This is a genomic window from Roseococcus thiosulfatophilus (assembly GCF_017311575.1).
GTDB classification, from domain to species: Bacteria; Pseudomonadota; Alphaproteobacteria; order Acetobacterales; family Acetobacteraceae; genus Roseococcus; species Roseococcus thiosulfatophilus.
This window is the reverse complement of sequence record NZ_JAFFQY010000062.1, coordinates 192499-218796: the sequence shown is the minus strand read 5'-3', so window position 1 is coordinate 218796 and position 26298 is coordinate 192499. Positions and strand designations below refer to the sequence as shown.

At 71.3% G+C, this 26298-nt stretch carries 27 protein-coding genes and 1 tRNA gene; 18 read left to right on the top strand and 10 right to left on the bottom strand.

The window, feature by feature from the left end; all coding sequences use genetic code 11:
• Positions 1 to 300: 300 nt before the first annotated feature.
• The 3 genes from apaG to metZ are packed head-to-tail and all read right to left on the bottom strand — an operon-like array spanning position 301 to position 2559.
• Positions 301 to 702 (bottom strand): Co2+/Mg2+ efflux protein ApaG, encoded by a 402-nt coding sequence (gene apaG, locus JTN19_RS17985; protein WP_206935469.1) that lies wholly within the window; start codon positions 700 to 702, stop codon positions 301 to 303.
• Complete coding sequence (locus tag JTN19_RS17980; protein ID WP_206935466.1) at positions 699 to 1310, bottom strand: LysE family translocator; 612 nt, start codon at positions 1308 to 1310, stop codon at positions 699 to 701. The genes apaG and JTN19_RS17980 overlap by 4 nt, the downstream gene beginning before the upstream one ends.
• A 37-nt stretch (positions 1311 to 1347) precedes the next feature.
• Positions 1348 to 2559: an O-succinylhomoserine sulfhydrylase gene (metZ, locus tag JTN19_RS17975; RefSeq protein WP_206935463.1), complete on the bottom strand. Its 1212-nt coding sequence runs from the start codon at positions 2557 to 2559 to the stop codon at positions 1348 to 1350.
• Between the two features lie 283 nt (positions 2560 to 2842).
• On the opposite strand from metZ, the gene JTN19_RS17970 reads away from it, so the two are divergent.
• The 3 genes from JTN19_RS17970 to ahcY all read left to right on the top strand — a co-directional run bounded on the left by JTN19_RS17970 (position 2843) and on the right by ahcY (position 6046).
• Complete coding sequence (locus JTN19_RS17970; RefSeq protein ID WP_206935460.1) at positions 2843 to 3172, top strand: Hpt domain-containing protein; 330 nt, start codon at positions 2843 to 2845, stop codon at positions 3170 to 3172.
• A complete protein-coding gene (locus JTN19_RS17965) occupies positions 3172 to 4542 on the top strand; it encodes a sigma-54-dependent transcriptional regulator (protein ID WP_206935458.1) in 1371 nt (456 codons plus the stop codon). Before JTN19_RS17970 ends, JTN19_RS17965 begins: the two co-directional genes overlap by 1 nt.
• A 100-nt stretch (positions 4543 to 4642) precedes the next feature.
• Entirely contained in the window at positions 4643 to 6046 is a 1404-nt protein-coding gene (gene ahcY / locus JTN19_RS17960; RefSeq protein WP_206935456.1) for an adenosylhomocysteinase, read from the top strand.
• A gap of 214 nt (positions 6047 to 6260) precedes the next feature.
• On the opposite strand, the gene JTN19_RS17955 is transcribed toward ahcY, so the two are convergent.
• The 5 genes from JTN19_RS17955 to JTN19_RS17935 are packed head-to-tail and all read right to left on the bottom strand — an operon-like array spanning position 6261 to position 8832.
• Positions 6261 to 7130: an EamA family transporter gene (locus tag JTN19_RS17955; protein WP_206935454.1), complete on the bottom strand. Its 870-nt coding sequence runs from the start codon at positions 7128 to 7130 to the stop codon at positions 6261 to 6263.
• Positions 7127 to 7384, bottom strand: a complete 258-nt coding sequence (locus JTN19_RS17950) for a hypothetical protein (protein WP_206935452.1) — start codon at positions 7382 to 7384, stop codon at positions 7127 to 7129. The genes JTN19_RS17955 and JTN19_RS17950 overlap by 4 nt, the downstream gene beginning before the upstream one ends.
• The gene (gene folD, locus JTN19_RS17945) at positions 7381 to 8226 is read right to left on the bottom strand and encodes a bifunctional methylenetetrahydrofolate dehydrogenase/methenyltetrahydrofolate cyclohydrolase FolD (RefSeq protein ID WP_206935450.1); all 846 of its coding nucleotides are present in this window, start codon (positions 8224 to 8226) and stop codon (positions 7381 to 7383) included. The genes JTN19_RS17950 and folD overlap by 4 nt, the downstream gene beginning before the upstream one ends.
• Positions 8223 to 8495 carry a DUF167 domain-containing protein gene (locus JTN19_RS17940; RefSeq protein ID WP_340643363.1) on the bottom strand — a complete coding sequence of 91 codons (273 nt, stop codon included), beginning with the start codon at positions 8493 to 8495 and terminating at the stop codon, positions 8223 to 8225. Before JTN19_RS17940 ends, folD begins: the two co-directional genes overlap by 4 nt.
• A 25-nt stretch (positions 8496 to 8520) precedes the next feature.
• The gene (locus tag JTN19_RS17935) at positions 8521 to 8832 is read right to left on the bottom strand and encodes a YggT family protein (RefSeq protein WP_206935448.1); all 312 of its coding nucleotides are present in this window, start codon (positions 8830 to 8832) and stop codon (positions 8521 to 8523) included.
• A 135-nt stretch (positions 8833 to 8967) separates the two neighbouring features.
• On the opposite strand from JTN19_RS17935, the gene JTN19_RS17930 reads away from it, so the two are divergent.
• Positions 8968 to 9043: transfer RNA gene (locus tag JTN19_RS17930), tRNA-Ala, on the top strand.
• Between the two features lie 13 nt (positions 9044 to 9056).
• Positions 9057 to 10694: a phosphoenolpyruvate hydrolase family protein gene (locus JTN19_RS17925; RefSeq protein WP_206935446.1), complete on the top strand. Its 1638-nt coding sequence runs from the start codon at positions 9057 to 9059 to the stop codon at positions 10692 to 10694.
• 13 nt (positions 10695 to 10707) lie between these two features.
• On the opposite strand, the gene JTN19_RS17920 is transcribed toward JTN19_RS17925, so the two are convergent.
• Positions 10708 to 11259 (bottom strand): phosphoenolpyruvate hydrolase family protein, encoded by a 552-nt coding sequence (locus JTN19_RS17920; protein ID WP_206935443.1) that lies wholly within the window; start codon positions 11257 to 11259, stop codon positions 10708 to 10710.
• A 91-nt stretch (positions 11260 to 11350) separates the two neighbouring features.
• Between JTN19_RS17920 and JTN19_RS17915 the strand changes: the two genes are divergently transcribed.
• The 13 genes from JTN19_RS17915 to xylA all read left to right on the top strand — a co-directional run bounded on the left by JTN19_RS17915 (position 11351) and on the right by xylA (position 24995).
• Positions 11351 to 12244: a branched-chain amino acid ABC transporter permease gene (locus JTN19_RS17915; protein WP_242531246.1), complete on the top strand. Its 894-nt coding sequence runs from the start codon at positions 11351 to 11353 to the stop codon at positions 12242 to 12244.
• Entirely contained in the window at positions 12237 to 13229 is a 993-nt protein-coding gene (locus JTN19_RS17910; RefSeq protein ID WP_206935442.1) for an ABC transporter permease subunit, read from the top strand. Before JTN19_RS17915 ends, JTN19_RS17910 begins: the two co-directional genes overlap by 8 nt.
• Positions 13230 to 13267: 38 nt before the next feature.
• Positions 13268 to 14545, top strand: coding sequence for an ABC transporter substrate-binding protein (locus tag JTN19_RS17905; RefSeq protein ID WP_206935439.1), 1278 nt, complete (start codon positions 13268 to 13270; stop codon positions 14543 to 14545).
• Positions 14546 to 14724: 179 nt separating this feature from the next.
• On the top strand, positions 14725 to 15450 hold the full coding sequence (locus JTN19_RS17900; protein ID WP_242531245.1) for an ABC transporter ATP-binding protein: 726 nt from the start codon (positions 14725 to 14727) through the stop codon (positions 15448 to 15450).
• Positions 15450 to 16154, top strand: a complete 705-nt coding sequence (locus JTN19_RS17895) for an ABC transporter ATP-binding protein (protein ID WP_206935435.1) — start codon at positions 15450 to 15452, stop codon at positions 16152 to 16154. The genes JTN19_RS17900 and JTN19_RS17895 overlap by 1 nt, the downstream gene beginning before the upstream one ends.
• A 13-nt stretch (positions 16155 to 16167) precedes the next feature.
• Entirely contained in the window at positions 16168 to 17364 is a 1197-nt protein-coding gene (locus JTN19_RS17890; protein WP_206935433.1) for a Tm-1-like ATP-binding domain-containing protein, read from the top strand.
• Complete coding sequence (locus tag JTN19_RS17885; RefSeq protein ID WP_206935431.1) at positions 17364 to 18194, top strand: phosphoenolpyruvate hydrolase family protein; 831 nt, start codon at positions 17364 to 17366, stop codon at positions 18192 to 18194. The genes JTN19_RS17890 and JTN19_RS17885 overlap by 1 nt, the downstream gene beginning before the upstream one ends.
• A 12-nt stretch (positions 18195 to 18206) precedes the next feature.
• Positions 18207 to 19121 carry an SRPBCC family protein gene (locus JTN19_RS17880; RefSeq protein WP_206935429.1) on the top strand — a complete coding sequence of 305 codons (915 nt, stop codon included), beginning with the start codon at positions 18207 to 18209 and terminating at the stop codon, positions 19119 to 19121.
• Position 19122: 1 nt separating this feature from the next.
• Positions 19123 to 20097 (top strand): quinone oxidoreductase family protein, encoded by a 975-nt coding sequence (locus JTN19_RS17875; protein ID WP_206935427.1) that lies wholly within the window; start codon positions 19123 to 19125, stop codon positions 20095 to 20097.
• Positions 20094 to 21158, top strand: coding sequence for a sugar phosphate isomerase/epimerase family protein (locus JTN19_RS17870; protein WP_456315807.1), 1065 nt, complete (start codon positions 20094 to 20096; stop codon positions 21156 to 21158). Before JTN19_RS17875 ends, JTN19_RS17870 begins: the two co-directional genes overlap by 4 nt.
• Positions 21155 to 22291 carry a Gfo/Idh/MocA family protein gene (locus JTN19_RS17865; protein ID WP_206935424.1) on the top strand — a complete coding sequence of 379 codons (1137 nt, stop codon included), beginning with the start codon at positions 21155 to 21157 and terminating at the stop codon, positions 22289 to 22291. The genes JTN19_RS17870 and JTN19_RS17865 overlap by 4 nt, the downstream gene beginning before the upstream one ends.
• Positions 22288 to 23712 carry a xylulokinase gene (gene xylB / locus JTN19_RS17860; protein WP_206935422.1) on the top strand — a complete coding sequence of 475 codons (1425 nt, stop codon included), beginning with the start codon at positions 22288 to 22290 and terminating at the stop codon, positions 23710 to 23712. Before JTN19_RS17865 ends, xylB begins: the two co-directional genes overlap by 4 nt.
• Positions 23709 to 24995, top strand: a complete 1287-nt coding sequence (gene xylA, locus JTN19_RS17855) for a xylose isomerase (protein ID WP_206935420.1) — start codon at positions 23709 to 23711, stop codon at positions 24993 to 24995. The genes xylB and xylA overlap by 4 nt, the downstream gene beginning before the upstream one ends.
• A gap of 55 nt (positions 24996 to 25050) precedes the next feature.
• Here the strand turns inward: xylA and JTN19_RS17850 are convergent, their stop codons facing one another.
• A complete protein-coding gene (locus JTN19_RS17850) occupies positions 25051 to 26184 on the bottom strand; it encodes a BLUF domain-containing protein (RefSeq protein WP_206935418.1) in 1134 nt (377 codons plus the stop codon).
• Positions 26185 to 26298 lie beyond the last annotated feature (114 nt).

Here is a 26298-nt window from a genome sequence, read left to right as displayed (position 1 = left end):
CCACCTCAGCAGCATCCAACAGGCCGGTTATTCGAGGTGTCCCGTCGTGTTCCCAATCAGGGGCGTGACAGCGGAAACAGCGAAACAAAGGCCTGGTGGACGACTAAAGTAGGTTCGGTAGCCGTACGTTAGCCATCCTACCCCTGCATTTGGACGCAGGCCGTCTGCTCCGGGACCAAACAACACAAGCTTTAGGTATGCCTACGCTGCTACGTTCCGCCAGAACAATCGGAGCCTATAGCTAATGTGCGGTAGGTGTGGGGATTGCCGGTAGCGGACCCCTGGCCGGGCCCTCAAACCCTAGTGCACCCCCCCCGCTTGGTGCGGGCTGTCCAGCGAGAACGCCGGGACGGTCGCGTCGAATTCCTCGCCCGTCTCCACCACCACCATGTGGAAGGTGCCGCGCATGAAGCCCGAGGGCGTCGGCAGCGGCGTGCCGGAGGTGTATTCGAAGGTCTCGCCGGGGTCGAGGCGCGGTTGCTCGCCCACCACGCCCTCGCCGTGCACGCGCATGGTGCGGCCCTGGGCGTCGGTGATGAGCCAGGTGCGCTTGAGCAATTGCACCGCCACCGCGCCCTCATTGGCGATCTCGATCTTGTAGGCCCAGACGAAGCGCGCCTCGGCGGGGTCGGACTGGTCCTCCAGGTAGAAGGACCGGACCGAGACGCGCACGCCGCGCGTGGTGGCGGTAAAGGGGGTCATGCGCGCCGCATGGCGGCAGTGGCCGCCCCGGCCCCCATCAGCATGGCCCCGCCCAGCCGGTTGAAGGCGCGGCGCACCGCGGGCCGTGCCACGGCGCCGGAAAGCCGGCCGGCCAGCAGCGCGTAGAGCAGGGCGTTGGCGGCGGCGAGCGTGACGAAGCTCGCCACCAGCAGCGCCGCCTGCGGCAGGAAGGGCGCGCCGGGCACAATGAATTGCGGCACGAAGGCCACGAAGAAGGCGATGCCCTTGGGGTTCAGCGCGGTCACCACATAGGCGTCGCGGAAGGCGCGGCGGGCGGGCAGGGCGGGGGGCGTGCCCTCGGCCACCGGCGCCCGCCACATGCGGATGCCAAGCCAGAACAGATAGGCCGCGCCCACCCATTTCAGCAGGGTGAAGCCCAGGCTCGATGCCGCCAGCAGCGCGCCCAGGCCCGCCAGCGAGAGGGTGATGGCCGTGAGGTCGCCCAGCGCGACCCCCGCCACCAGCGGCAGCGCCCGCCCGCGCCCCTGCCCCAGCGCCTGGCCCACCACCAGCATGATGGTGGGGCCGGGGATGGCCAGCATCGCCGCGGAGGCGAGCAGGAAGGCGAGCCAGGTTTCAAGCGTCATGCCGTGCATTCCAGCACGGCATGCGCCCGCTCCGCCACTACTCCGCCGCGCGGGCGGCCGGGCTTGCCAGGGTGTCGAGCGCCTGGGCCAGATCCTCGATCAGGTCGCCCACATCCTCGAGGCCGACCGAGAGCCGCACCGTGCCGTCGCTGATGCCGAGCCTGGCGCGCTCCTCCTCGCCCACGCGCATGTGGGTGGTGGTGGCGGGGTGGGTGGCGAGGGACTTGCTGTCACCGAGGTTGTTGGAGATGTCCACGAGGCGCAGCGCGTTCATGAAGCGGAAGCACTCCGCCTTCCCGCCCTTGATGTTGAACGTCACCAGCGTGCCGCCCGCCGTCATCTGCCGCACCGCCAGGGCGTGCTGCGGGTGGTCGGCGCGGAAGGGGTAGAAGACGCGGGCGATCTCGGCGCGCTCGGCCAGGAAGTCGGCGACGGCGGCGGCGTTGCGGCACATCTGGTCCACGCGCAGCTTCAGCGTCTCCAGCCCCTTCAGGATGACCCAGGCGTTGAAGGGCGACATGGCGGGGCCGGTGTTGCGGATGAAGGGCTGCAGCACCTCGTCCACCCACTTCTGGCGGCCGAGCACGGCGCCGCCCAGCACGCGGCCCTGGCCGTCCATGTGCTTGGTGCAGGAATAGACGACCACGTCCGCGCCCTGTTCCAGCGGGCGCTGCAGCAGGGGCGTGGCGAAGACATTGTCCACCACCACCAGCGCGCCGGCCTGGTGCGCCAGCTCGCACACGGCCTCCACATCCACCAGGTCCAGCATGGGGTTGGAGGGGCTTTCCAGCAGCACCATGGCGGTGGGCTGGCTGAGTGCCGCGCGCCACTGGTCCAGGTCGCCGCCATCCACGAAGACGCTCTCGATGCCGTAGCGCGGCAGCAGCGTGCTCACGATCCAGTGGCAGGAGCCGAAGAGGGCGCGGCTGGCCACCAGCCGGTCGCCGGTCTTGAGGTGGGAGAGCAGGGCGGAATGCACGGCCGCCATGCCGGTCGCCATCAGCCGGCAGGCCTCGGCACCCTCCAGGGCGCAGAGGCGGTCCTCCAGCATGGTCACGGTGGGGTTGCCGAAGCGGCTGTACTGGTAGTGCTGGATCTCGTTCTTGAAGGTGGCCTCGGCCTGCTCGGCGCTGTCATAGACGAAGCCGGAGGTGAGGAAGAGCGCCTCCGCCGTCTCGCCATGGTTGGAGCGGTTGAGGCCGCCGCGCACCAGCTGCGTGGCCGGGCGGAGCTTGCGGGAATCGGTCATGGTGAACACCTCGAAAGCCTGACAGGCGTCCGGCACCCTGGTCCGGGTGGAGGGACTGCCCGCGAAGGGGCGTCCCTGGGCCGTTTAGCGCGCTTGTTTTCCGCGCCCTTCCGCCAGGCGGCGGGGCACGACCCGGTTGGGACCTCGCCGCAAGCTGGCCGGACAAATCGCGAGGGCGGGACAGGGTTAGTCCGCGCCCCACCCCGGCGTCAAGCGGCGGTGTTTGCATCTGGTGCAACACCGATTGACGCGGCGTCGCGCAAGGTGCCTAACCTTGCCCGGGATGGACACGATCAATACCGAGGTGGCGCGCCAGCTGGCGGAGGAGCTTCCGCCCTCCGTCCTGCGTTCCATCATCACGACCTTCGAGGCCGATATCGGCCGGCTCGCCCAGGAATTGCTGGCGGCCGGGCGTGCCGGCAATGCGGACGGCTATCACCGCGCGGCGCACAGCATCGCCGGCGCGGCCTCGGCCGTGGGCGCCAGCCGGCTGGAGCGGGAGGCGCGGCTGGCCATGAACCCCGCGCATGATGAGCCGCCGAACGTGGTCATGCCGCGCCTGATGCTGGAGGCCAAGGCGGCGATCGAGGCGCTGCGCCTGCTGCGGCCCTGATGCGCCCGCGCGTCCTGCTGGTCGAGGACACGCCGACCGAGGCCGAGCTGGCCCGGGCGCATCTTTCGGCCTTCGGCCATGACTGCCACCACGCCGGCACGGTGGCCCAGGCGCTGGAGATCGCGGCCGACCACCCGCCCGACGCGGTGCTGATCGACCTGCAACTGCCCGATGGCTCGGGCTTCGAGCTGATGCGGCGGCTGCGCCAGGCGGGCGTGGACGCGGCCTTCATCGTGGTGACGGTGAACGCCTCGGTGAAGGCGGCGGTGGAGGCCATGCGCGAGGGTGCCATGGACTTCATCGTGAAGCCCTACAGCCGCGCCCGCCTGCAGGTGACGCTGGAGAACGCGCTGGAAACCCGCCGCCTGCGGGCGGAGCTGGAGGCGGCGCGCGCCCAGCTCGGCCGGGGCAGCTTCTTTGGTTTCGTTGGCGCCTCGCCCGCTATGCAGGCCGTCTACCGCACCATCGAGAGTGTCGCGGGGTCCAAGGCCAGCGTCTTCATCACGGGCGAAAGCGGCACCGGCAAGGAGCTGGCGGCGGACGCCATCCACCGTGCCTCGCCACGCGCCGGAAAGCCCTTCGTGGCGCTGAACTGCGCCGCCATCCCGCGCGACCTGCTGGAGAGCGAGATCTTCGGCCATGTGAAGGGCGCCTTCACCGGCGCCACCGAGAACCGCGCCGGCGCCGCCAAGCAGGCCGATGGCGGCACGCTGTTCCTGGACGAGATCGGCGAGATGCCGGCCGACATGCAGGTGAAGCTGCTGCGCTTCCTGCAGCTGGGCAGCTTCACCCCCGTGGGCGGCACCAGGCTGGAGAAGGTGGACGCCCGCATCATCGCCGCCACCAACCGCGACATCCGCGCCGAGGTGGAGGCCGGGCGCTTCCGCGAGGACCTGTTCTACCGCCTCTATGTCGTGCCCCTCGAACTGCCGCCGCTGCGCGCGCGCGGCGAGGACGTGCTGCTCATCGCGCGGCACTTCCTGGAGGTGTTCAGCGCCGAGGAGGGCAAGGGTTTCCAGGGCCTCGACGCCGAGGCCGAGGCGCTGATCCTGGCCGCCCCCTGGCCCGGCAATGTGCGGCAGTTGCAGAACGTGGTCCGCAACATCGTGGTGCTGCATGACGGCCCGCTGGTGACGCGCGCCATGCTGCCCGCCCAGCTCATCCAGCCCAACCCCCGCGAGGGCGCCCGTCCCGCGGTGCGGGTGGAGCGGCGGGCCCGCGCGGTGGAGCCGCTGGCCGTGGTGGAGAAGCGCGCCATCCTGGCCGCGCTGGAGCACACCGCCCAGGACGTGCCCCGCGCCGCCGCCCTGCTGGAGGTGAACCCCAGCACGATCTACCGCAAGCTCGCCGCCTGGAAGAAGGAGGCTTAAGACAACGCACATAAAGACATGTTTATGCCTCTTTGCAGTCGGCGTCGGGGCGTGCTAGGCCCTGCCGCACCGAACATGCCCCTGCTGAGGATGCCGCTGAATGCCCGTCGCCGCTGAATACATCGTGAAGGATCTCTCCCTGGCCGATTGGGGCCGCAAGGAGATCAACATGGCCGAGGACGAGATGCCCGGCCTGATGGCGACCCGTGCGGAATACGGCAAGGCGCAGCCGCTCAAGGGCGCCCGCGTGGCCGGCTGCCTGCACATGACCATCCAGACCGCGGTGCTGATCGAGACGCTGGTGGCGTTGGGCGCCGATGTGCGCTGGTCCTCCTGCAACATCTTCTCCACCCAAGACCACGCCGCCGCCGCCATCGCGGCCGCGGGCGTGCCCGTCTTCGCCAAGAAGGGCGAGACGCTGGAGGAATACTGGGACTACGTCCGCAAGACGCTCGAGTGGGGCGATGGCGGCGAGCCCAACATGCTGCTGGACGATGGCGGCGACATGACGCTGCTGGTCCATTACGGCCTGCGCGCCGAGCAGGGCGACGTGGCCTTCCTGGACAAGGCGACCAACGAGGAAGAGACGGTCTTCTTCGCGCTGATCAAGAAGTGCCTGAGCGAGAAGCCCGGCTGGTTCGCCAAGCTGGCCAAGGCCATCCGCGGCGTCTCCGAGGAGACGACGACGGGCGTGCACCGCCTCTACAACATGGCGAAGGAGGGCAAGCTGCTCTTCCCCGCCATCAACGTGAACGACAGCGTCACCAAGTCGAAGTTCGACAACCTCTATGGCTGCCGTGAATCGCTGGTGGACGCCATCCGCCGCGGCACCGACGTGATGATGGCCGGCAAGGTGGCCGTGGTCTGCGGCTATGGCGATGTGGGCAAGGGTTCCGCCGCCTCGCTGCGCAATGCCGGCTGCCGCGTGCAGGTGACCGAGATCGACCCCATCTGCGCGCTGCAGGCCGCGATGGAGGGCTATGAGGTTGTCACCATGGAGGACGCCGCGCCCAAGGCCGACATCTTCGTGACCGCCACGGGCAATGTGGACGTGATCACCGCCGACCACATGCGCGCGATGAAGCACCGCGCCATCGTCTGCAACATCGGCCACTTCGACAGCGAGATCCAGGTCGCGGCGCTGCGGAACTACAAGTGGGACAATGTGAAGCCGCAGGTGGACGAGATCGAGTTCCCCGACGGCAAGCGCATCATCCTGCTCTCCGAGGGCCGCCTGGTGAACCTGGGCAATGCCACGGGCCACCCCTCCTTCGTGATGTCGGCCAGCTTCACCAACCAGACGCTCGCGCAGATCGAGCTTTGGACGAAGCCGGGCGCCTATGAGAAGAAGGTCTATGTGTTGCCCAAGCACCTGGACGAGAAGGTGGCCATGCTGCACCTCGACAAGGTGGGCGCCAAGCTGACCAAGCTGCGGCCGGACCAGGCCGACTACATCGGCGTGCCGACGGCGGGGCCGTTCAAGGCGGAAGCCTACCGGTACTGAGTATTCCCCACGAAGGTTTCGGCGGCGCGGCCGTTCCGGCCGCTTGCGGAAACCTTCGCGGGGGCCCCGGTTTGGGGCTGGTCCTTCCAGGTTTCGCCGTTGCCGCGGCGAAGCCGCGGCGCCGACCGGAAGGGGCCAGATGGGCGGGACCTTTGGTTTTGCGCGGAATTTCCGGGTGTGAGGGGGCGGGCCGTCAGGGCCCGCCCCTTTTTGTTCAGGCCGCCTGCGTGGTCTTGGCGCGGAACAGCAGCGCCAGCCCCACCAGCGTGATGGCGCCGCCCAGGATGTCGGTGCCGTAGAGGCGCTCATTCATCGCGGCCCAGCCGATCACGGCCGCGACCGGCGGCGCCAGCAATTGCAGCGCCGTGGCGTTCGATGCCCCCAGCCTGCGGATCACCACGAAGAACAGCGCATAGCCCGCCATCCCCACCACAAGGCTGGAATAGAGCAGGCCCACCACCACCCCGGTCGTGATCGTCGTGGGCAGCGCCCCGCCCACCAGGGCCGAGATCACCAGCAGCACCACCGCGCCGGCCGCCGTCTGGCCCAGATTGGCCGCCCAGGGGTCCACCCGCGCCCGCGCCGGCGCATAGGCCAGCAGCCCCGCCGCCTGGAGCATGGCGCCGAACAAGGACAGCCCAATGCCCCAGGCCTCGGCACTGGCCATGCCGTCCACGGCGCGCGTGGCACCCAGCACGGCCACGCCGACCCAGCCCACCGCCAGGCCTACCCAGCCCTGCATGGCGAGGCGCCTGCCGCGCCAGGCCTCACCGAGGGCCACGAACATGGGCGCCGTCGCCGCCAGCAGCGCCACCAGCCCGGCCGGGATATAGGCGAGCGCGACCCAGGAGCACGCCAGGTAGCCACCCATCCCGAAGACGCCCATCCAGCCCACGCGCCAGGCATCCGGCCCCCAGGGGAAGGCCGCGCGGCGGTATCGCCACACCAGCCACAGCAGCGGCACGATGGCCGCGAAGCGCAGCGTCAGCGCCCAGAGCGGCGGCCAGTCCAGCGCCACCAGCCGCGCCGCGTTGAAGGCCGAGCCCCACATCAGCACGTAGAGGGCGGCCAGCAGCAGGTTCACGGGCGGCGCAACATGTCCTCGATGCGGGACAGCGCGGCGGCGAGCGCCTCGGCCCGCGCCTCCGCCCGCTTCAGCGCGACGCCCAGGCCCCCGATGGCGATCAACGCCAGGGCCGAGACGGCGCCCGCGCCCGCATAGAGCATCCGCGCCCGCGACCAGCCCTCGCCGCCCCAGGGCGTGGCCCCCCAGGCGAGGTTCAGGCACATCAGCAGCGCCAGGACCCCCACCACCTGCAAGGTGCGGTGCAGGATCATGCGCCGCGCCGCGCGAGAGCGGCTTGCAGCGTGTTCTCCAGCAGGCAGGCGATGGTCATGGGCCCCACGCCGCCGGGCACGGGGGTGATGGCGCGGGCGTGGGGCAGGGCTTCGGCGAAGGCGACGTCACCCACCAGCTTGCCGCTCTCCAGCCGGTTGATGCCCACGTCGATCACCACCGCACCGGCCTTGATCCAGTCGCCGCGCACCATCTCCGGCCGGCCCACGGCGGCCACCACGATGTCGGCGCGGCGGCATTCGCCCGGCAGGTCGGCCGTGCGGGAATGGGCGATGGTGACGGTGCAATCCGCGCCCAGCAGAAGCTGGGCCATGGGCCGCCCCACGATCTGGCTGCGGCCGATGACGATGGCGCGCGCGCCGCGCAGCGTGGCGCCGGCCTCGGCCAGCAGGTGCATGGCCCCGCGCGGCGTGCAGGGGACCAGGCCCGGCAGGCCGGAGGCCAGCCGCCCGGCATTCATCGGGTGGAAGCCGTCCACGTCCTTCGCGGGGTCCACCGCCTCGATGGCGGCCTCGGCGCGGATATGGGCGGGCAGGGGAAGCTGGACCAGGATGCCGTCCACCGCGGGGTCCGCGTTTAGGGCGGCGATCTCGGCCAGCAGCTCCGCCTCGGTGGTGGCTTCGGGCAGGTGGCGCGTGCGCGAGGCAAAGCCCGCCTCCCGCGCCGCCTTGTCCTTGTTGCGGACATAGACGCCGCTGGCCGGGTCCTCGCCCACCCGCACCACGACGAGGCCGGGCGCCCAGGGGAGGCCCGCGATGCGGCTGGCGAGCCCGGCGCGCAGCCGCGCGGCCACATCCTTGCCGTCAATCAGGGTGGCGGTCATGCCAATCTCTCCAGGCGGGGGCGCAGGGTCTCGGGCGGGGCGGCCACGCGTAAGGTCTTCTCGCGCGAGGCCGGGCCCTGCGCGAGCGTGACGCGGGAGGGGGGAAGACCGAGGGCGGTGGCCAATGCGGCGCAGGCGGCCTCGGTCGCGCGGCCCTCCTCGGGCGGGGCGGTGACGGAGATCATCAGGCGGGGGCCGTCCGGGCCGTGGCGCAGCCCGCCCAGGGACGCGCGGCGCGCCCGGGGCTGCACGCGCACCTGGACCAGCACGGCATCATTCTCCGCCCGCCAGAACTCAGAAATAGATGCCGGCCCGCAGCATGTAGCCGCGGATGGCCGCCACCAGCAGCATGGCCGCCTGGATCAGCAGCAGCACCACCAGGGGCGAAATGTCGATGCCGCCCAGGTTGGGCAGGCGGTTGCGGACGGGGCGCATCACCGGTTCGGTCACGCGGTAGAAGAAGTCCGACAGCGTCCAGACCAGGCGGTTGCGCGTGTCCAGCACGCCGAACCCCACCAGCAGCGAGAGCACGGCGGCGATGATGACGGCCCAGAAGAACAGGTTCAGCCCTGCCTGGACCAGGAAGAAGAGGGCATCGAGGATCATGCGCTGGGCGGCTCCTGGCTTTGGGCGGTTGTCGCGGATGCGGGGCGCGCTCGCAAGGGGGAAGGGCAGCTTGACACTGGGGCGCGGCTGCGCGAAACGCTCCGCCGTGCCGTTCCCCAAAGCGGCGCCGCGTGTGGGGCTGTAGCTCAGTTGGGAGAGCGCGTCGTTCGCAATGACGAGGTCAGGGGTTCGATTCCCCTCAGCTCCACCATACCTTCCCCATCATGCGCGGCTTGAAGCGGGACATCCTGGTGGGGGCGGCCATCGGCTTGGGCATGACGGCCCGCGCCGCGGCCGATGGCGGGGCGGATTTCCTGCTGGTGCTGAACGCCGGCCGGCTGCGCGTCATGGGCGCGCCCTCGCTGGCCGCCATGCTGCCCATCGCCGACAGCAACCCCTTCACCGACGCCTTCGCCCGGCGCGAGATCCTGGACCGGGTCCGCATTCCCGTCTTCTTCGGCGCCGCCGCCTGCGACCCGAGGCTGGACCTGCCGCGCTTCGTGGCCGGCATCCGCGAGGCCGGCTACCACGGCATCGCGAACTTTCCCACGGCCATCCACCTCGACGGCGCGCTGCGCCAGGCGCTGGAGGCGGCGGGGCTGGGCTTCGGGCGCGAGGTGGCGCTGCTGGCCGAGGCGCGTGCCCAGGGCCTCGCCACGCTCGGCTATGCCAAGACCCGCGCCGAGGCCGAGGCCATGGCCGATGCGGGGGTGGAGCGCCTGGTGCTTAATTTCGGCTGGAACGCCGGCGGCAGCATGGGCGTACCCGGCGGCGTGCGGCTGGAGGATGCCGCCGAGCGCGCGCGCCGCGTCTTCGCCGCCCTGCGCCGCCGTGCCCCGGGCATCCGTTGCCTGGTGGAGGGCGGGCCCATCGTGGACGCCCAGCACATGCTCCAGGTCTGCGACGCCTCGCGCGCCGATGGCTATGTGGGCGGCTCCACGCTGGACCGCCTGCCGCTGGAACTCTCGGTGATGCAGAGCACCTCGGCCTTCAAGACCGCGGCCCTGCTGCGCCCGGCCGAGGCGGCCTCGCCCGCCCTGCCGCGCGGCATGGTGGGGCGTTCGGCGGCGGCGCGCACCCTGGCCCAGCGGGTGGCCCGCCTGGTGGCCACCGACCTGCCGGTGGTGGTGGAGGGCGAGCCGGGCTCGGGCCGCTCCACCGTCGCGCGGGCGCTGCATGCGGGGGCGGGGCGCGCGGGCGGGCCGATCTTCCTGGACGCGCGGGAGGACATCGCTTCCGCCCTCTCCGCCGACCCGCCGCGCGGGTTGCTGGGCCGCCAGGGGGTGACGGTGGTGGTCGAGCAGGCGGATGCCCTGCCGCCCGTGCTGCGCGCCCGCCTGTCCGACTGGATCGAGCGTGGGGCCTTCGCGCGCTTCGGCAAGCCCGAGGAACGCCTGCCGCGCGCGCGCCTGGTGCTGGTGCACCCGCCGGGCGCGCAGGGGTTGGCGCGGTCGCTCTCGGCGCAGCGCCTGGTGGTGCCGCCGCTGCGCGACCGGCTGGAGGACATCCCCCTCATCACCCGTGCCATGCTGCGCGAGGCCGGGCGCGGCGCCGGCGCGGTGGAGCCCGCGGCGCTGCGCCTGCTGATGGCGCGGTCCTGGCCCGGCAATCTGCGCGAATTGCGCGAGGTGCTGCTGCGCACGCTGACGGAGACGCCGGGCGGGCGCGTGACGGTCGCGGCGCTGGAGGCCGCCCTCGGCCCGGCCGCGCCACCCCCCGCCCCAGAGACGCTGGATGAGCGCGCCTGGATCATGGACGCGCTGCGCCGCCACCGCTTCCGCCGCGGCGAGACGGCGGCCTTCCTCGGGATCGCGCGGAAGACGCTCTACAACCGGATGCGGCGGCTGGGGCTGGAGGCCTAGCGGCCAGACGCGGTCATGGCGCCCAGGCCAGCGCCTCGCCGCCCTCCACCGCCACATGGCTCGCCAAATCCGCCCAGCCGGGGCCGGCGGGCAGCAGGATGCGGCGCAGGCCAAGGGAGAGGGCGGCCTCGGCCTCCTCCTGGCGGGCGGCATAGGCGAGGGGGCGCAGCCCGTGCTCCGCCAGGGTGAGCAACGCGCGGAACTCCCGTTCGGCGCGATAGCCCACTGCGCCGAGGGCCGCCGCCGCCTCGCCCTCATGCGCCTGGACGCTGGGGAGGTTCACCACCTCCGTGATGCCCGCGGCGCGCAGGCTGGCGGCCATGTCGCGCAGGCGCAGGAAGGGGTCGCAGGCGAAGATGGCGGCGATGGGTGGCGCCGCGCGGAATGGCGTCCGTCCGGCCAGGGCCGCCACCAGCGCCCCGTTCACGTCCAGCACGGGCAGGTGCACCACCAGCGGCCAAAGTTCGGGACGGAAGGGCGCCAGCGCGGGCAGGAAGACCGCGCGCGGGCGCCGCCGGGCCGGGAGGCCTTCAAGGCACGCGGCCGGGCGCAGGGTGATTGGCATACCCAATCTTACCCAAAAACAAACAAATTTCCATCTTGTTGCGGAGGCCCCCTCCGGTCGAGGCTGCGTCCAGGCCACCGCATGAGTGGTCATGGGAGCGAACGACCGCATGGAATTGGCGGCCACCATCGTCTTGAACGGGCTGACCCTGGCTGCCCTCTACTTCATCGTGGCCAGCGGCTTCTCGCTGATCTTCGGCCTGATGCGCGTGGTGAACATGGCGCATGGCACGCTGTATCTCGTGGCCGGCTATGTGGGCTACGCGGTGTTCGAGCCGCTCTATGACCAGGATCTCTGGTGGGCCTGGTATGCGGGGCTCGCGGCGGGCGTGCTCGCGGCGGCGGTCTTCGGCGCGCTGCTGCAACAGCTGCTGCTGGGCTGGATGCAGGGGCAGGAGCTGCGCCAGGCGCTGGTCACCATCGGCATCTCCATCATCGCAGCCGACCAGATCCTGGCCATCTATGGCGGCAACCCGCGGCAGTTCTTCGCGCCGGACGCCATCTTCGGCTCCACCCAGGTGCCGCTGGTGGGCGGCTACCCGACCTTCCGCCTGGTGCAGATCGGCGTGGCGGTGGCGGTGGGGGTGGCACTCTGGCTGCTGCTGAACCGCACGCGGCTCGGCATGATGATCCGCGCCGGCGTGGATGACCGCGAGATGCTGGGCGCCTGCGGCGTGAACGTGCCGCTGGTGGGTGTCGCCGTCTTCGCGCTGGGGGCGGCTTTGTGCGGGCTGGGGGGTGTGATCGGCTCCACCGCGCAGCCATTGGCAATGGGGCAGGATGGGCGCTTCCTGCTGATCTCGCTGGTGGTGGTCATCGTGGGCGGCATGGGCTCCGTCACCGGCACGGCGGTGGGCGCCATCCTGGTCGGTCTGGCCGAGCAATTGGGCCAGGCGATGTTCCCCACATATTCCGTGGTGCTGACCTTCGTGATGATGGTGGCGGTGCTGGCGCTGCGCCCGCAGGGGATCCTGGGCCGTGCGTAGGGGAATCGCCATCGCCGCCGCGCTGCTGCTGCTGGCGCTGCCCTGGCTGCTGCACGCCGTGCTGCCGGCCAACCAAGCGGGGTTCTGGACGGGGAACATCCTGGGCCGCGCGCTGGTCTTCGGCATCATCGCCATGTCGCTGACCTTCCTGGCCACCTATGGCGGCTTCGTCTCGCTCGCGCAGATGATGATCGCGGGGGTGGCGGGCTATACGCTGGCCATCTTCGTGGAGGGCGCGGTGCCGCGCATCGTGGGTGGCGCGGGCTATGCGCTGGCCATTCCGCTGGGCGTGCTGGCGGCGACGCTGATGGGGCTGCTGGTGGGCGCCATCGCGGTCCGCACGCGCGACATCTACCTGCTGATGATCACGCTGTCGCTGTCCATGGGCGTGTTCCGCTTCGTCGAGACGAACATCACCTGGTTCAACGGCTATGAGGGCATCCGCAACGTGGTGGGGCCGAGCCTTTGGGGCCTCGACTTCCGCAACCCCTGGGTCTTCTACCACGTCACGCTGGGCACGGCCGTGCTGCTCTTCGCGGGCGTGATGTATCTCGTGCGCTCGCCCTTCGGGCTGGTGCTGCAGGGCATCCGCGACAATCCGCGGCGGGTGGCGGCGCTGGGCTACAACGTGGCGCTGCATCGCATCGCGGCCTTCGGCGTGGCGGGCTTCATCGCGGGCTGCGGCGGCGTGCTGGCCACCATCTACAACATCGGCATCTCGCCCGGGACCATTGGGCTCGGGGCCACGGTGAACGTGCTGATCATGGCCGTCATCGGCGGGCTGGGGCATCCGGTGGGGGCCTTCCTGGGCTCCTTCATATTCACCGTCTTCGACACCTTCGCGGCCACGGTCTACGACCGCGACCGCTTCAACACGCTGATCGGCATCGTGTTCCTGGTCATCGTGCTGGCCTCGCCCGATGGGGTGCTGGGGGTGGGGACAAGGCTGCGGCGCCTGCTGGGCCGCCGCGCGGCCGACAAGTGACTTTCCGCGACAACAAGCAACCACAAGGAGGAAACACCATGTCCATCATCACCACCCGCCGCGCGGCCCTTCTCGGCACCGCGGGGCTTGCGGGCGCCACCCTCGCGGCCCCCGCCATCGCGCAGCGCGCGCCCATCCGGCTCGGCGGGCTGACCACGCTGGAGGGCCCCTTCGCCACCGGCGGCCAGGACGCCTATCGCTGCGTGCAGATGGAGCTGGAGCGCATCAACTCCACCATCGGCGGGCGGCGCATCGAGTTCATCCGCGAAAGCTCCAACGCCCAGGCCGATGTCGCACTCGCCCGCGCCCGCAAGCTGATCGAGCAGGACAATGTGGATATCATCCTTGGCCCCCTCTCGGGCGCCGAGGGCATCGCGCTGCGCGACTATTCGCGCACGCTGACGGGCAAGACCATCGTCAACGGGTCTTCGGGGGCCGCGGACACGACGTTGCGCAACCCCTCGCCCAACTTCTTCCGCTTCTCGACCGACGGCACGCAGTGGATGGCGGGGCTGGGCAACCACGTCTTCCGCCAGATGAACATCCGCGAGGTGGCCGTCTCGGCCGGCGACTACGCCTTTCCCTACGCGCAGGTCTTCGGCTTCAACATCGAGTATTGCCGCGCCGGCGGGCGGGTGCAGCACTACTGGGCGCCGCTCGGCACCACGGATTTCTCGGCGCAGATCGCGCAGATCAACCGTTCCTCGGCCGGCGCGGTGGTGGTGGTGCATGGCGGCACGGACGGGCTCGCCTTCATGACGCAATACGCGCAGTCGGGCGGGAACAAGCCGCTGATCGCGGGTTCCATCATGGCGGACCAGACCATGCTCTCGGCGCGCGGGCCGCATCGCCGCGTGATGGTGGGCATGATCTCGGGCGGGCCCATCGCCGACGTGATCGACGACCCGACCTGGCGCGAATTCGTGGAGCGCTATCGCCGCCGCTGGCTGAACGAAGGGGGCTTCCAGTCGCCCTCCATCCATGGCGTGAACTACACCACCAACCTCTACGGCATCCTGCACGCGCTGCGCGAGGTGGATGGCGATCTCGGCAACAACCAGGAGGCCTTCCAGCGTGCGCTGGCGGCCGCGCGCATCACGGCACCGACGGGGGCGGCGGTGCGGCTGGATCACAACCGCCAGGCCATCTCGGACATCTTCCTCAACCGCATCGAGGAGCGCGACGGGCGGGCGCAGGTGGTGGCATTCGCCCGTGCCGAGGGCGTGAACCAGACGCTGAACACGCCGGAGCAGCAATTCCTCGCCCTCGGCGCGCCGTCGCGTGACAACCCGGGCTGCGTGCCGGCGGCCAGCTAGTTCCCCACGACGCCGCTTCGCGCCGTCGCGGGGGCCCCGGTTGGGTGCTGCTCCTGTGGGGTGGCACCGCCTCCCGAGGCTAAGCCTCGGGAGGGCACCGGGGGGCGGCGCGTGGCTTGGGCGTCCGTTGCTTCAACGTCTGTCTGCTTGGAAAGAACTGCGTGCATCCCGCCATTCGATTGACCGGCGTCAGCCGCCGCTTCGGCGCCTTGCAGGCCGTGCGTGACGTCAGCTTCGACGTCATGCCCGGGGAGCGGCGGGCCGTGCTCGGCCCCAATGGGGCGGGCAAGACGACGCTGTTCAACACCATCTGCGGCGACTTCCCGCCGACCGCGGGCCGCATCGAACTCTTTGGCACGGACATTACGCGCCTCAAGCCGCACCAGCGCACGCGGCTGGGCATCGGGCGCACCTACCAGACCTCGCTGCTGTTCAACGGGCTGTCGGTGCTGGACAACCTCTTCATCGCGGTGCGCGGGCTGCGGCCCCGCCGCTTCTCCTTCCTGCGGCCGGGGCGCGACGACCCTGGACTCGCGCAGGCGCGCGCGCTGGCCGAGCGCATGCGCCTGTCGCACCTGCTGGGCGTGGAGGTGGTGAACCTCTCCCACGGGCAGCGGCGCCAGCTCGAGGTCGGCATGGCGCTGGCGGGCGATCCGCGCGTGCTGATGCTGGACGAGCCCGCCGCCGGCCTTTCCCCCGGCGACCGGCCGGAGCTGCTGCGCCTGCTGCGCGAGTTGCCGCGCACGCTCACGCTGATCCTGATTGAGCACGACATGGACATCGCGCTGCCCGCGGCCGACATCGTCACCGTCATGAAGGATGGCGAGGTGGTGGTGGAGGCCACGCCCGACCGCATCGAGGACGACCCGGTGGTGCAGGCCATCTATCTCGGGGGCGGGCACTGATGCTGACCGTGCGCGACCTGCATGTCCGCTTCGGCCAGGCGCATATCCTGCAGGGCGTCTCGCTGGAGCTGGGGGAGGCGCCGCTCGCCATCCTCGGCCGCAACGGCATGGGCAAGACCACGCTGTGCGGCGCCATAGCGGGGCTGGTGGCGGCGAGCGAGGGCGAGGTCACGCTGGACGGCGCGCGGCTGTCGGGCCTGGCCCCCTATCGCATCGCGCGGCGCGGGGTGGCGCTGGTGCCGCAGGGGCGGCGCACCTTTCCCTCGCTCTCGGTGCATGAGCACCTGAAGTTGGTGGCGCGGCGCGGCGGCGCCTGGACCATCCCGCGCGTCTACGAGACCTTCCCGCGCCTGGCGGAGCGCCGCAACAACGGCGGCACCGAGCTGTCCGGCGGCGAGCAGCAGATGCTGGCCATCTCCCGCGCGCTGCTGATGAACCCCAAGGTCATCGTGATGGACGAGCCGAGCGAGGGCCTGGCCCCCGTCATCGTGGACCACCTGATCGGCGTGCTGCGCGACCTGCCGAAGGACGGCATGCGCCTCCTGCTGGTCGAACAGAATCTGCGCGTCGCGACCGAAGTGGCAGCGCATGTGGCCATCATGGTCACGGGGCGCATCGCCACGACCATGCCGGCGCGCGCGCTCGCCGAGGACACCGAGACGCAGCGCCGATACCTCGGCGTCGCGGCCGGCGGGCATCATTGAAGGGGAGGGGAGGATGGCCAGGGTCTACGTCATCGGCACGATGGACACGAAGGGCGAGGAGCTGCATTTCGCGGCCGGTTGCCTCAGGCGTGCGGGGGCGGAGCCGGTGCTGGTGGATGTGGGCACGCGCGGTGCGGGGCAGGGCGCCGATGTGACCGCGGCCGAGATCGCGGCGCACCACCCGGAAGGTGCCGGCGTGGTGCTGGGCCGTGACGACCGCGGCGCCGCCGTGGCCGCCATGGCGGAGGCGCTGACGCGCTGGCTCTCGGCGCGCGACGACATCGGCGCGGTGCTGGGCATGGGCGGTTCGGGCAACACCGCCCTCGTCACGCAAGCCATGCGCGCGCTACCCATCGGCACGCCCAAGCTGATGGTGAGCACGGTGGCGTCCGGCAATGTGGCGCCCTATGTGGGGCCGTCCGACCTCGCCATGATGTATTCGGTGGTGGATGTGGCGGGCATCAACGCCATCTCGCGCCGCGTCATCGCCAATGCGGCGCATGCGGCGGCGGGGATGGCGCTGAACGCGCCGCCGGCTGCCGGTGCCGCGGAAAAGCCGGGCCTCGGTCTGTCCATGTTCGGCGTCACCACCGCCTGCGTGACCATGCTGCGCGAGGCGCTGGAAGCCACCCATGAATGCTACGTCTTCCACGCCACCGGCGCGGGCGGGCAGAGCATGGAGAAGCTGGCGGATTCCGGCCTTGTCGCGGCGCTGCTCGACATCACGACGACCGAGGTGCCGGACTTCCTGGTGGGCGGCGTCTTCCCCTGCACGGAAGACAGGCTCGGCGCCGTCATCCGCACGCGCCTCCCCTATGTGGGCAGCGTGGGCGCGGTGGACATGGTGAATTTCGGCGCGAAGGAGACGGTGCCCGCGCGCTTCCAGTCGCGCAACCTCTACGTCCACAACCCGCAGGTGACGCTGATGCGCACCACGCCGGAGGAGAACCGCGCCATCGCGGAGTTCCTCCTGGCGCGGCTGAACCGCATGGAGGGCCCCGTGCGCTTCCTGCTGCCGCTGGGCGGCGTCTCGGCCATTGACGTGCCAGGCATGCCCTTCCACGACCCGGCCGCCGATGCGGCGCTGTTCGAGACCATCCGCGCGGGCTTCGTGCCTGCCCCCAACCGGCGCCTGATCGAGGTGCCGGCCGCCATCAATGACCGCGCCTTCGCCGACGCCGCGCTGGCCGCCTTCCGGGAGATCGCCTGATGAAACGCCCCACGCGCGGTGAGTTGCTGCGCAAGTTCCACGACATGGTGGCACGGCGCGAGCCCATCATCGGCGGCGGTGCCGGCACCGGGCTCTCCGCCAAGTGCGAGGAGGCGGGCGGCATAGACCTCATCGTCATCTATAACTCCGGCCGCTATCGCATGGCGGGGCGCGGTTCGCTGGCCGGGCTGCTGGCCTATGGCAATGCGAACGAGATCGTGAAGGAGATGGCGCGCGAGGTGCTGCCGGTGGTGAAGCACACGCCCGTCATCGCCGGCGTGAACGGCACGGACCCCTTCGCGCTGATGGACCACCTGCTGGACGAGCTGAAGGCGCTGGGCTTTGCCGGCATTCAGAACTTCCCGACGGTGGGGCTGATCGACGGCGTCTTCCGCGCGAACCTCGAAGAAACCGGCATGGGCTTCGGGCATGAGATCGACATGATCCGCATGGCCAACGCCAAGGACATGCTCACCACGCCCTATGTCTTCAACGCCGAGGAAGCGGCCGAGATGGCGCGCGCCGGCGCCGACATCCTGGTGCCGCATCTCGGCCTCACCACCGGCGGGGCCATCGGCGCGCAGACGGCGCTGAAGCTGGAGGACTGCCCGGCACTGATCGCCGAATGGGCCGAGGCCGCGCGGCGCGTGCGGCCGGACATCATCGTGCTCTGCCATGGCGGGCCCATCTCCTCGCCAGAGGACGCCACCTGGGTGCTGCGGAACACGCCCGGCATCAACGGCTTCTACGGCGCCTCCTCCATGGAACGCCTGCCGACCGAGACCGCGCTGACGGCGCAGACCCGCGCCTTCAAGCAGATCAGCTTCTGAGGGGAACACGCCATGGCCCGCGCCTACGCCTCCACCATCCTCGACGCGAACATCGCCACCGTCTGGTCCGTGATCCGTGACTTCAACGGGCTGCCCTCCTGGCACCCCGCCATCGCGCGCTCCGAGATCGAGGACGGGCTCGATGCCGACGTGGTCGGCTGCGTCCGCCGCTTCTTCCTCCAGGACGGGACGATGGTGCGCGAGCGGCTGCTGCACCTGTGCGACCGTACCACCAGCTTTTCCTACAATTTCGAGACGCCGGCATTTCCCGTGACGAACTACCGCGCCCGCGTGCGGCTGCTGCCGGTGACGGACACGAACCGCACCTTCGCCGAATGGGAAGCGACCTTCGACGAGGCGCCGGAGGATGCGGGGAAGTATGTGGACATCGTCTCCAACGGCGTCTTCAAGGGCGGGTGGGACGCGCTGAAGCAGGCGCTGCCAGGCCGCGCGCCGGTCGAGGCGCCGCTCTGGGCCGGCTTCCCGCCCAACAAGGTCTGGTGCAGCACGGTCATTCCCGCACCGGCCGGCGCCGTCTGGGGCATCATCCGCGACTTCGCCTCCATGGGCGAATGGCACCCCGACATCACGAAGATGCACATGCTGGGCGGGGTCCGGCCCGACAAGGTGTCCGGCACGCGCGACTTCATGTTCGGCCCCGGCCATCTGAACGAGGTGCTGCTGCACCTGGACGATGAGGAGATGAGCTACTCCTACTACATCACCAAGTCCGAGCTTCCCTGGGTGCGCTATGTCAGCGGCCCCCGCCTTTGGCGCGTGACGGACACGGACCATTGCTTCGCCACCTGGTGGGGCGACTGGGCGGCCAGCCCGCAGGACGACCTGTCGCTGATCCCGAACACTGAGCGGGACGTCTACCTGAAGGCCTATGCGACGGTGGCCGCCCGCCTGGCCGGAGGACGCTGAGATGCCGCAGGCCATCCTGATCGAGACGACCGGCGGCCCCGAAGTGCTGCGCCCCGCCGAGCATGACGCCGGCGCGCCCGGCGAGGGCCAGGTGCGCCTGCGCCAGACCGCGATCGGCGTGAACTACATCGACATCTATCACCGCACGGGGCTCTACCCGCTGCCCGGCCTGCCCGCGATCATCGGCATGGAGGGCGCGGGGGTGGTGGAGGCGGTGGGTGCCGGCGTGGACGGGCTGCGGCCCGGCGACCGCGTCGCCTATGCCTGCCCGCCCACCGGCGCCTATGCCGCGGCGCGGCTTGCTCCGGCCGCGCAGATGGTGAAGCTGCCGGACGCGATCGGTGACGACATCGCGGCCTCCATCATGCTGAAGGGCATGACGGCGCAATACCTTCTGCACGAGACGGCGCCGGTGCGCGCGGGCGATCATGTGCTGGTGCACGCGGCGGCCGGCGGCGTCGGGCTGCTGCTGTGCCAATGGGCGCGGCATCTGGGCTGCACCGTCATCGGCACCGTCTCCGCCGAGGAGAAGGCGGCGCTGGCGCGGGCGAATGGCTGCGACCACCCCATCATCACCCGCGGCGGAGGTTTCGCCGCCAGGGTGAAGGAGATCAAGGGCGGCGCGGGCTGCCGCGTCATCTATGACGGCATCGGCCGCGACAGCTTCGCGGATTCGATGGAGAGCCTCGCGCTGTGCGGCCGCCTCGTCTCCTTCGGGCAGAGCAGCGGGCCGATCGAGCCCATCGCGCCCTCGCTGCTCTCGGCGAAATCCGCGACCCTCTCGCGCCCCGTGCTGTTCCATTACACGGCGAAGCGGCCCGACCTGCTGCGCATGGCGGGCGCGCTGTTCGACGTCGTGGCCTCGGGGGCGGTGAAGGTGGCGCCGCCGGCGCGCTACGCGCTGGCCGATGCCGCGAAGGCGCATTCCGATCTTGAAGGGAGGCGGACCACGGGTTCGCTGGTGCTGGTGCCATGACCATGAAGACCATCAAGGGCCCTGCCATCTTCCTCGCGCAATTCGCGGGCGACGAGGCGCCGTTCAACACGCTCGACGGGATCGCCGCCTGGGCGGCCTCGCTCGGCTTCAAGGGGGTGCAGATTCCCTCCTGGGATGGGCGGCTGTTCGACCTGGCGAAGGCCGCCGAAAGCCGCGCCTATTGCGAGGATGTGCAGGCGACGCTGGCGAAGCACGGAATCGCGCTGACGGAGCTGTCCACGCATCTGCAAGGCCAGCTCGTCGCCGTGCATCCGGCCTATGACGCGGCCTTCGACGGCTTCGCCGCACCCGAGGTGCGCGGCAACCCCGCGGCGCGGCAGGAATGGGCGTCGGAGCAGATGCGCCTCGCGGCGCGCGCCTCGCGCAACCTGGGCCTGACGGCGCACGCCACCTTCTCGGGTGCGCTGGCCTGGCCCTTCGTCTATCCCTGGCCACAGCGCCCGGCCGGCCTGGTGGAGACGGCCTTCGGGGAGCTCGCGCGGCGCTGGCGCCCGCTGCTCGACGCCTTCGACGAGGGGGGCGTGGATGTCTGCTACGAGATCCATCCCGGCGAGGATCTGCACGACGGGGCGAGCTTCGAGATGTTCCTCGACGCGGTGGGGAACCACCCGCGCGCCAACATCCTCTACGACCCCAGCCATTTCGTGCTGCAGGCGCTCGATCATGTGGCCTTCCTCGACATCTACCGCGAGCGCATCCGCATGTTCCACGTGAAGGATGCGGAGTTCCGCCCCACCGGCCGCGTCGGCGTCTATGGCGGCTTCCAGCCCTGGGTGGACCGCGCGGGCCGCTTCCGCTCGCTGGGCGATGGGCAGGTGGATTTCAAGGCGGTCTTCTCCAAGCTCGCGGCCTTCGGCTTCGAGGGCTGGGCGGTGCTGGAATGGGAATGCTGCCTGAAGCACCCCGAGGATGGCGCGCGCGAGGGGGCGCGCTTCATCGCGGACCACATCATCCGCGTCACCGAGAAGGCCTTTGACGACTTCGCCTCCTCCGGCGCGGATGAGGCGGCGAACCGCCGCATGCTGGGCCTCGCGCCATGACGCGGCGCCTCAGGCTCGCCATGGTGGGGGGTGGGCGCGGCGCCTTCATCGGCGGTGTGCACCGCATGGCCGCGCGCCTTGATGGGTGCTTCGAGCTGGTGGCGGGGGCGCTCGCCTCGGACCCGCAGCGGGCGATAGACAGCGCGGCGGATCTCGGCATCCGCGGCTATCCCGACTTCACTTCCATGCTGGCAGGGGAGCGCGGGCGGGAGGATGGCGCGGAAGTGGTGGCGATCGTCACCCCCAACCACATGCACCACGCCCCCGCCAAGGCGGCGCTGGAAGCGGGCTTCGACGTGATCTGCGACAAGCCCCTCGCCCTGACGGTGGAGCAGGGCGAGGATCTGGTCGCGACCGTGGCGCGCACCGGGCGCGTCTTCGTCCTCACCCACAACTACAGCGGCCACCCGATGGTGCGGCAGGCGCGGGCGATGGTGCGCGCGGGCGAGCTCGGCGCCATCCGCGTCGTGCAGGTGGAATACCCGCAGGACTGGCTCTCCACCCGGTTGGAGGAGACGGGGCAGAAGCAATCCGAATGGCGCACCGACCCCGCGCGGGCGGGGCTGGGTGGTTCGCTGGGCGATCTCGGCACCCATGCGCATCATCTCGCGGAGTTCGTCACGGGCCTCGCGGTCGAGAGCGTGCTGGCCGATGTGCAGAGCTTCGTCGAAGGTCGCCGCGTGGACGACAACGCGCACCTGCTGCTGCGCTTCGCGGGCGGGGCGCGCGGGATGCTTTGGTCCTCGCAGGTGGCGCCGGGCAATGAGAACGCGCTGCGCCTGCGCGTCTATGGCGAGAAGGGCGGGCTGGCCTGGAGCCAGGAACACCCCAACCAGCTGCTCCACACCCCGCTGGGCGAGGCGCCGCGCGTGCTGGCCCGCGCGGTGGGCACGCTGCACCCCGCGGCCGCCCACGCCACGCGCATCCCGGCCGGGCATCCGGAGGGCTACCTGGAGGCCTTCGCGCAAATCTACCGCGACGCGGCCGAACAGATCATGGCGCGCCGCGAGGGCCGCCCGCCCGACCCGCTCAGCACCGCCACCCCCAATGTCGAGGACGGGCTGCGCGGCATGCGCTTCGTGGCCGCCGCCATCGCCTCGGCGCGGGCGGGCGGCACCTGGACGGTGGTGTGACCTTCCTCGGCGTGGATCTCGGCACCTCCGCCGTGAAGGCGGTGCTGCTCGATGAGGGCGGGCAGGTGCTGGCCCAGGCCTTGGCGCCCCTCACGGTGCAACGCCCACGCCCCCGATGGTCCGAGCAGGACCCGGAGGCGTGGTGGCGCGCCGCGATCCTGGCCGTGCAGGCACTGCCCGAGGCGCTGCGCGCGCGCGTCGCGGCGGTGGGCCTGTCCGGCCAGATGCATGGCGCGGTGGTGCTGGACGAAGCCGACCGCGTGCTGCGCCCGGCCATCTTGTGGAATGACGGGCGCGCGGCTGGTGAATGCGCGGCGCTGGACCAGGCCGCGCGCCGCATCGCGGGCAACCGCGCCATGCCGGGCTTCACCGCGCCGAAGCTCGCCTGGCTGCGCGCGCAGGAGCCCGAGGTCTTCGCCGCCACGCGCCGCGTGCTGCTGCCCAAGGACTTTCTGCGCCTGCGCCTGACGGGCGAGGCCGTGTCCGAGATGTCGGACGCGGCGGGCACCCTTTGGCTCGACGTGACCCAGCGGGACTGGTCGGAGGAGATGCTGGCCCTGACCGGCCTCACCCGCGCCCACATGCCGCGCCTGGTGGAGGGCAGCGCCGTCTCGGGCCGGGTGGTCAACACCGAATGGGGCATCCCGGCCGGTGTGCCGGTGGCGGGCGGCGCGGGCGACAATGCGGCGGGCGCCGTCGGGCTGGGCTGCATCGCACCTGGCCAGGCCTTCGTCTCGCTGGGCACCTCGGGCGTGGTCTTCGTGGCCGATGCGGCGCCGCGGCCCGACCCCGCGCGCACCGTGCACAGTTTCTGCCACGCCCTGCCCGGGCTGTGGCACCGCATGGCGGTGATCCTTTCGGCGGGCGGCGCCCTGGCCTGGGCGGCCTCGGTGCTGGGCGCGGACGAAGCAACCCTGGCGCGCGAGGCCGAGGCCGCCGAACCCGGCCGCGTGCTGTTCCTGCCCTACCTGGCCGGCGAACGCACGCCGCATGACGATGCCGCCGCCTGCGGCGTCTGGTTCGGGCTGGAGGCCGGCACCACGCGCGGCCAGATGGCGCGCGCCGTCATGCAGGGCGTGGCCTTCGCGCTGGCCGATGGGTTGGACGCGCTGGAGGCGGAGGGCGGCCCCATCCCGCGCCTGTCGCTCATTGGCGGCGGCGCGCGTTCGGGGCTCTGGGCGCGGCTGCTGGCCTCGGCGCTGGACCGGCCGCTGACGCTGGTGGCCGATGCCGGGGTGGGGCCGGCGCTGGGCGCGGCGCGGCTTGCGGCACTCGCCACGGGCGCCGACCCCGCCGCCATCTGCACCCCGCCCGCCACCCTCGGCGAGGCCCTTCCCGAACCCGCCCTGGCCGAGGCGCGCGCCCACTGGCGGCACCTCTACCCACTCCTGAAGCCCCTGATGCGGGAGACCGCCCGATGAGCCACATCTTCGAATTCCTCCCGCACGTGCCCTTCCTGGACCCCGGCAGCCAGGAAGAACTGGGCTATCGCCACTGGCGCCCGGAGGCGCCGGTGCTGGGCCGCAGCATGGCCGAATGGCTACGCCCCTCGGTGGCCTATTGGCATTCTTTCGTCGCCTCGGGCGCGGACCCCTTCGGCGCGGGCACGCTGCCCCGCCCCTGGGAAGGCCTGCCCGACGCCATGGAAGGCGCGCGCCAAAAGGCCGAGGCCGGCTTCGCCTTCATGGAGCGCCTGGGCCTGCCCTTCTTCTGCTTCCACGACCGCGACGTGGCGCCGGAGGGGGCCAATCTCCGCGAGGGCGCGCGCAACCTCGACGCCATGGCGGAGGTGCTGGCCGGGCACATGCAGCGCACCGGCATCAGGCTGCTCTGGGGCACGGCGAACCTGTTTTCCCACCCCCGCTACATGGCGGGGGCGGCCACCAACCCGGACCCCGAGGTCTTCGCCTGCGCCTGCGTGCAGGTGCGCCACGCCATGGAGGTGACGCAGCGCCTGGGCGGCGAGAACTACGTGCTGTGGGGCGGGCGCGAGGGCTATGACACGCTGCTCAACACCGATTTGGCGCGGGAAGATGAACAGCTCGGCCGCTTCCTGAAGCTGGTGGTGGAGCACAAGCACAAGATCGGCTTCACCGGCACGCTGCTGATCGAGCCCAAGCCGCACGAACCCACCAAGCACCAATACGACCGCGACGTGGCGACGGTGTATGGCTTCCTCGCGCGGCATGGGCTGCTGGGCGAGGTGAAGCTCAACATCGAGGCCAACCACGCCACCCTGGCCGGCCACTCCTTCGAGCATGAGGTGGGCATGGCGGCCGCACTCGGCGTGCTGGGCTCCGTGGACATCAACCGCGGCGACCCGCAGAACGGCTGGGACACGGACCAGTTCCCGACCAACGCGCAGGAGCTGGTGCCGGTGATGCTAGAAATCCTGCGCGCGGGCGGGTTGGGCAGCGGCGGCTTCAACTTCGACGCCAAGCTGCGCCGGCAATCCATCGCGCCCGAGGATTTGCTGCACGCCCATGTGGGCGGCATGGAGGCCTGCGCCGCCGCGCTGCTCTGGGCCGCGCGCATCATCGAGGATGGGCGGCTGGAGGCCGCGCGGCGGGAACGCTATGCGGGCGCGCCCTGGCCCGGCAGCCTGGCGGACATCGCGGACCGCGCCCTGGTGGAGGGGACGGAACCCCGCCCTCGCTCGGGCGGGCAGGAAAGGCTGGAGAATTTGGTGGCGCGGCTCGGCTGACTTGGCCTCGCGGCTGCTTCACGCCTTTGGTGTCGCCACCAAAGGCGACCGTACGCTATGCGGCCACAAGCCGCGCCAGCGCCGCGTCCACCCCCTCGCAGCCGTCCGCCACCGCATCGGCGCCGACGAGGCCCGCAAGCCAGGGCTGCCCCGCGAAGAGCCGCCCCGACAGCCGGATCCGCAGCGCGCGGTTGCAGGAGGCCGCGCGGAAGGTGGCGAGGCGGCGGCGCAGCGCCTCGGCCTCGTCCAGCCGGTGGAAGGCGGGGCTGAGCGAGAGATCCAGCACGTCATGCGGCGCGCGGGCCAGCCGCGCGCAGAGCGCGGCGTCGGAGGCGAAGATGTCGAACTCGTGCTGCCAACCGGACAGCCACAGCCATTCCGTGGCCAGCACGGCGCCCAGTGTGTGAATCTCCCCCGGCAGGGGCGCCACCAGCACATGCGGCGCATCCGCCCGCAGCCTTGGCACGCGCTCCCGCTGGGCAAGGTGGCGCACCCAGGACTGCATGCGGCCGAGCATGATGGTGACCTCGGCCTCCGACAGGGCATCGCGCATCCACAGATCGCCCAGGCGGCGCGCGGCGGGTTCGATGAGCGTGGCGAAGTGCCGGCGCGCGCCCTCGCGGGGCGTGAGGGAATCGAGGCCCGTCGCGGGGTCGGCCAGGGCGGTCAGCAGCGCGTCCAGCACCGCCTGCTCCGCCGGGGGCGCGGCCACGCGCCGGGCGTCGCGGCCATAGGGGTTGGTGCCCAGGCTGCCCATCAGCTCCGGCTCCTGTCCCGCATCGGCCCAGAGCCCCGCGACCAGCCGGCCGGGCAGGTGCAGCGAGGGGCAATCGGCCCGCGGGGCGCCTTCCGTGGCCAGGCGCAACTCCCATCCGGCGAAGCGGCGCGCGGCCACCGGGGTGTCGGCGATGACCTCGACCTGGTCGTGGCGGCGGTCGCGCGCGATGGCGCGCATCAGCGTGCCCACGCCGGAAGCGGGTCCTTCCAGCCATTGCAGGTAATGCGTGCCGTCCGCCAGCAGCAGCCCCGTGACGCTGGCCGACTGGTTGCGGCGGCGGGCGGCGCGCAGCATCTCGGCCAGCGGCCGTCCCGCCATCGGCAGGGCGGCGCGGCTGCGATAGACGAGGCGCGTGAGGTCCACCCCACGGAGCTGGGAAGGCGGCGATGCGAGAACCTGTTCCGCGGTCATGCGCGCTTCCTCCGGTTGGGCTGGCGGACAAGGCGGCCCGCCGATCGCCGGATGGAGCCATCGGGCCGAGACCCTGCCGGATCACCGCGTTTCGCGGCGCCCGGCATCTAGCTC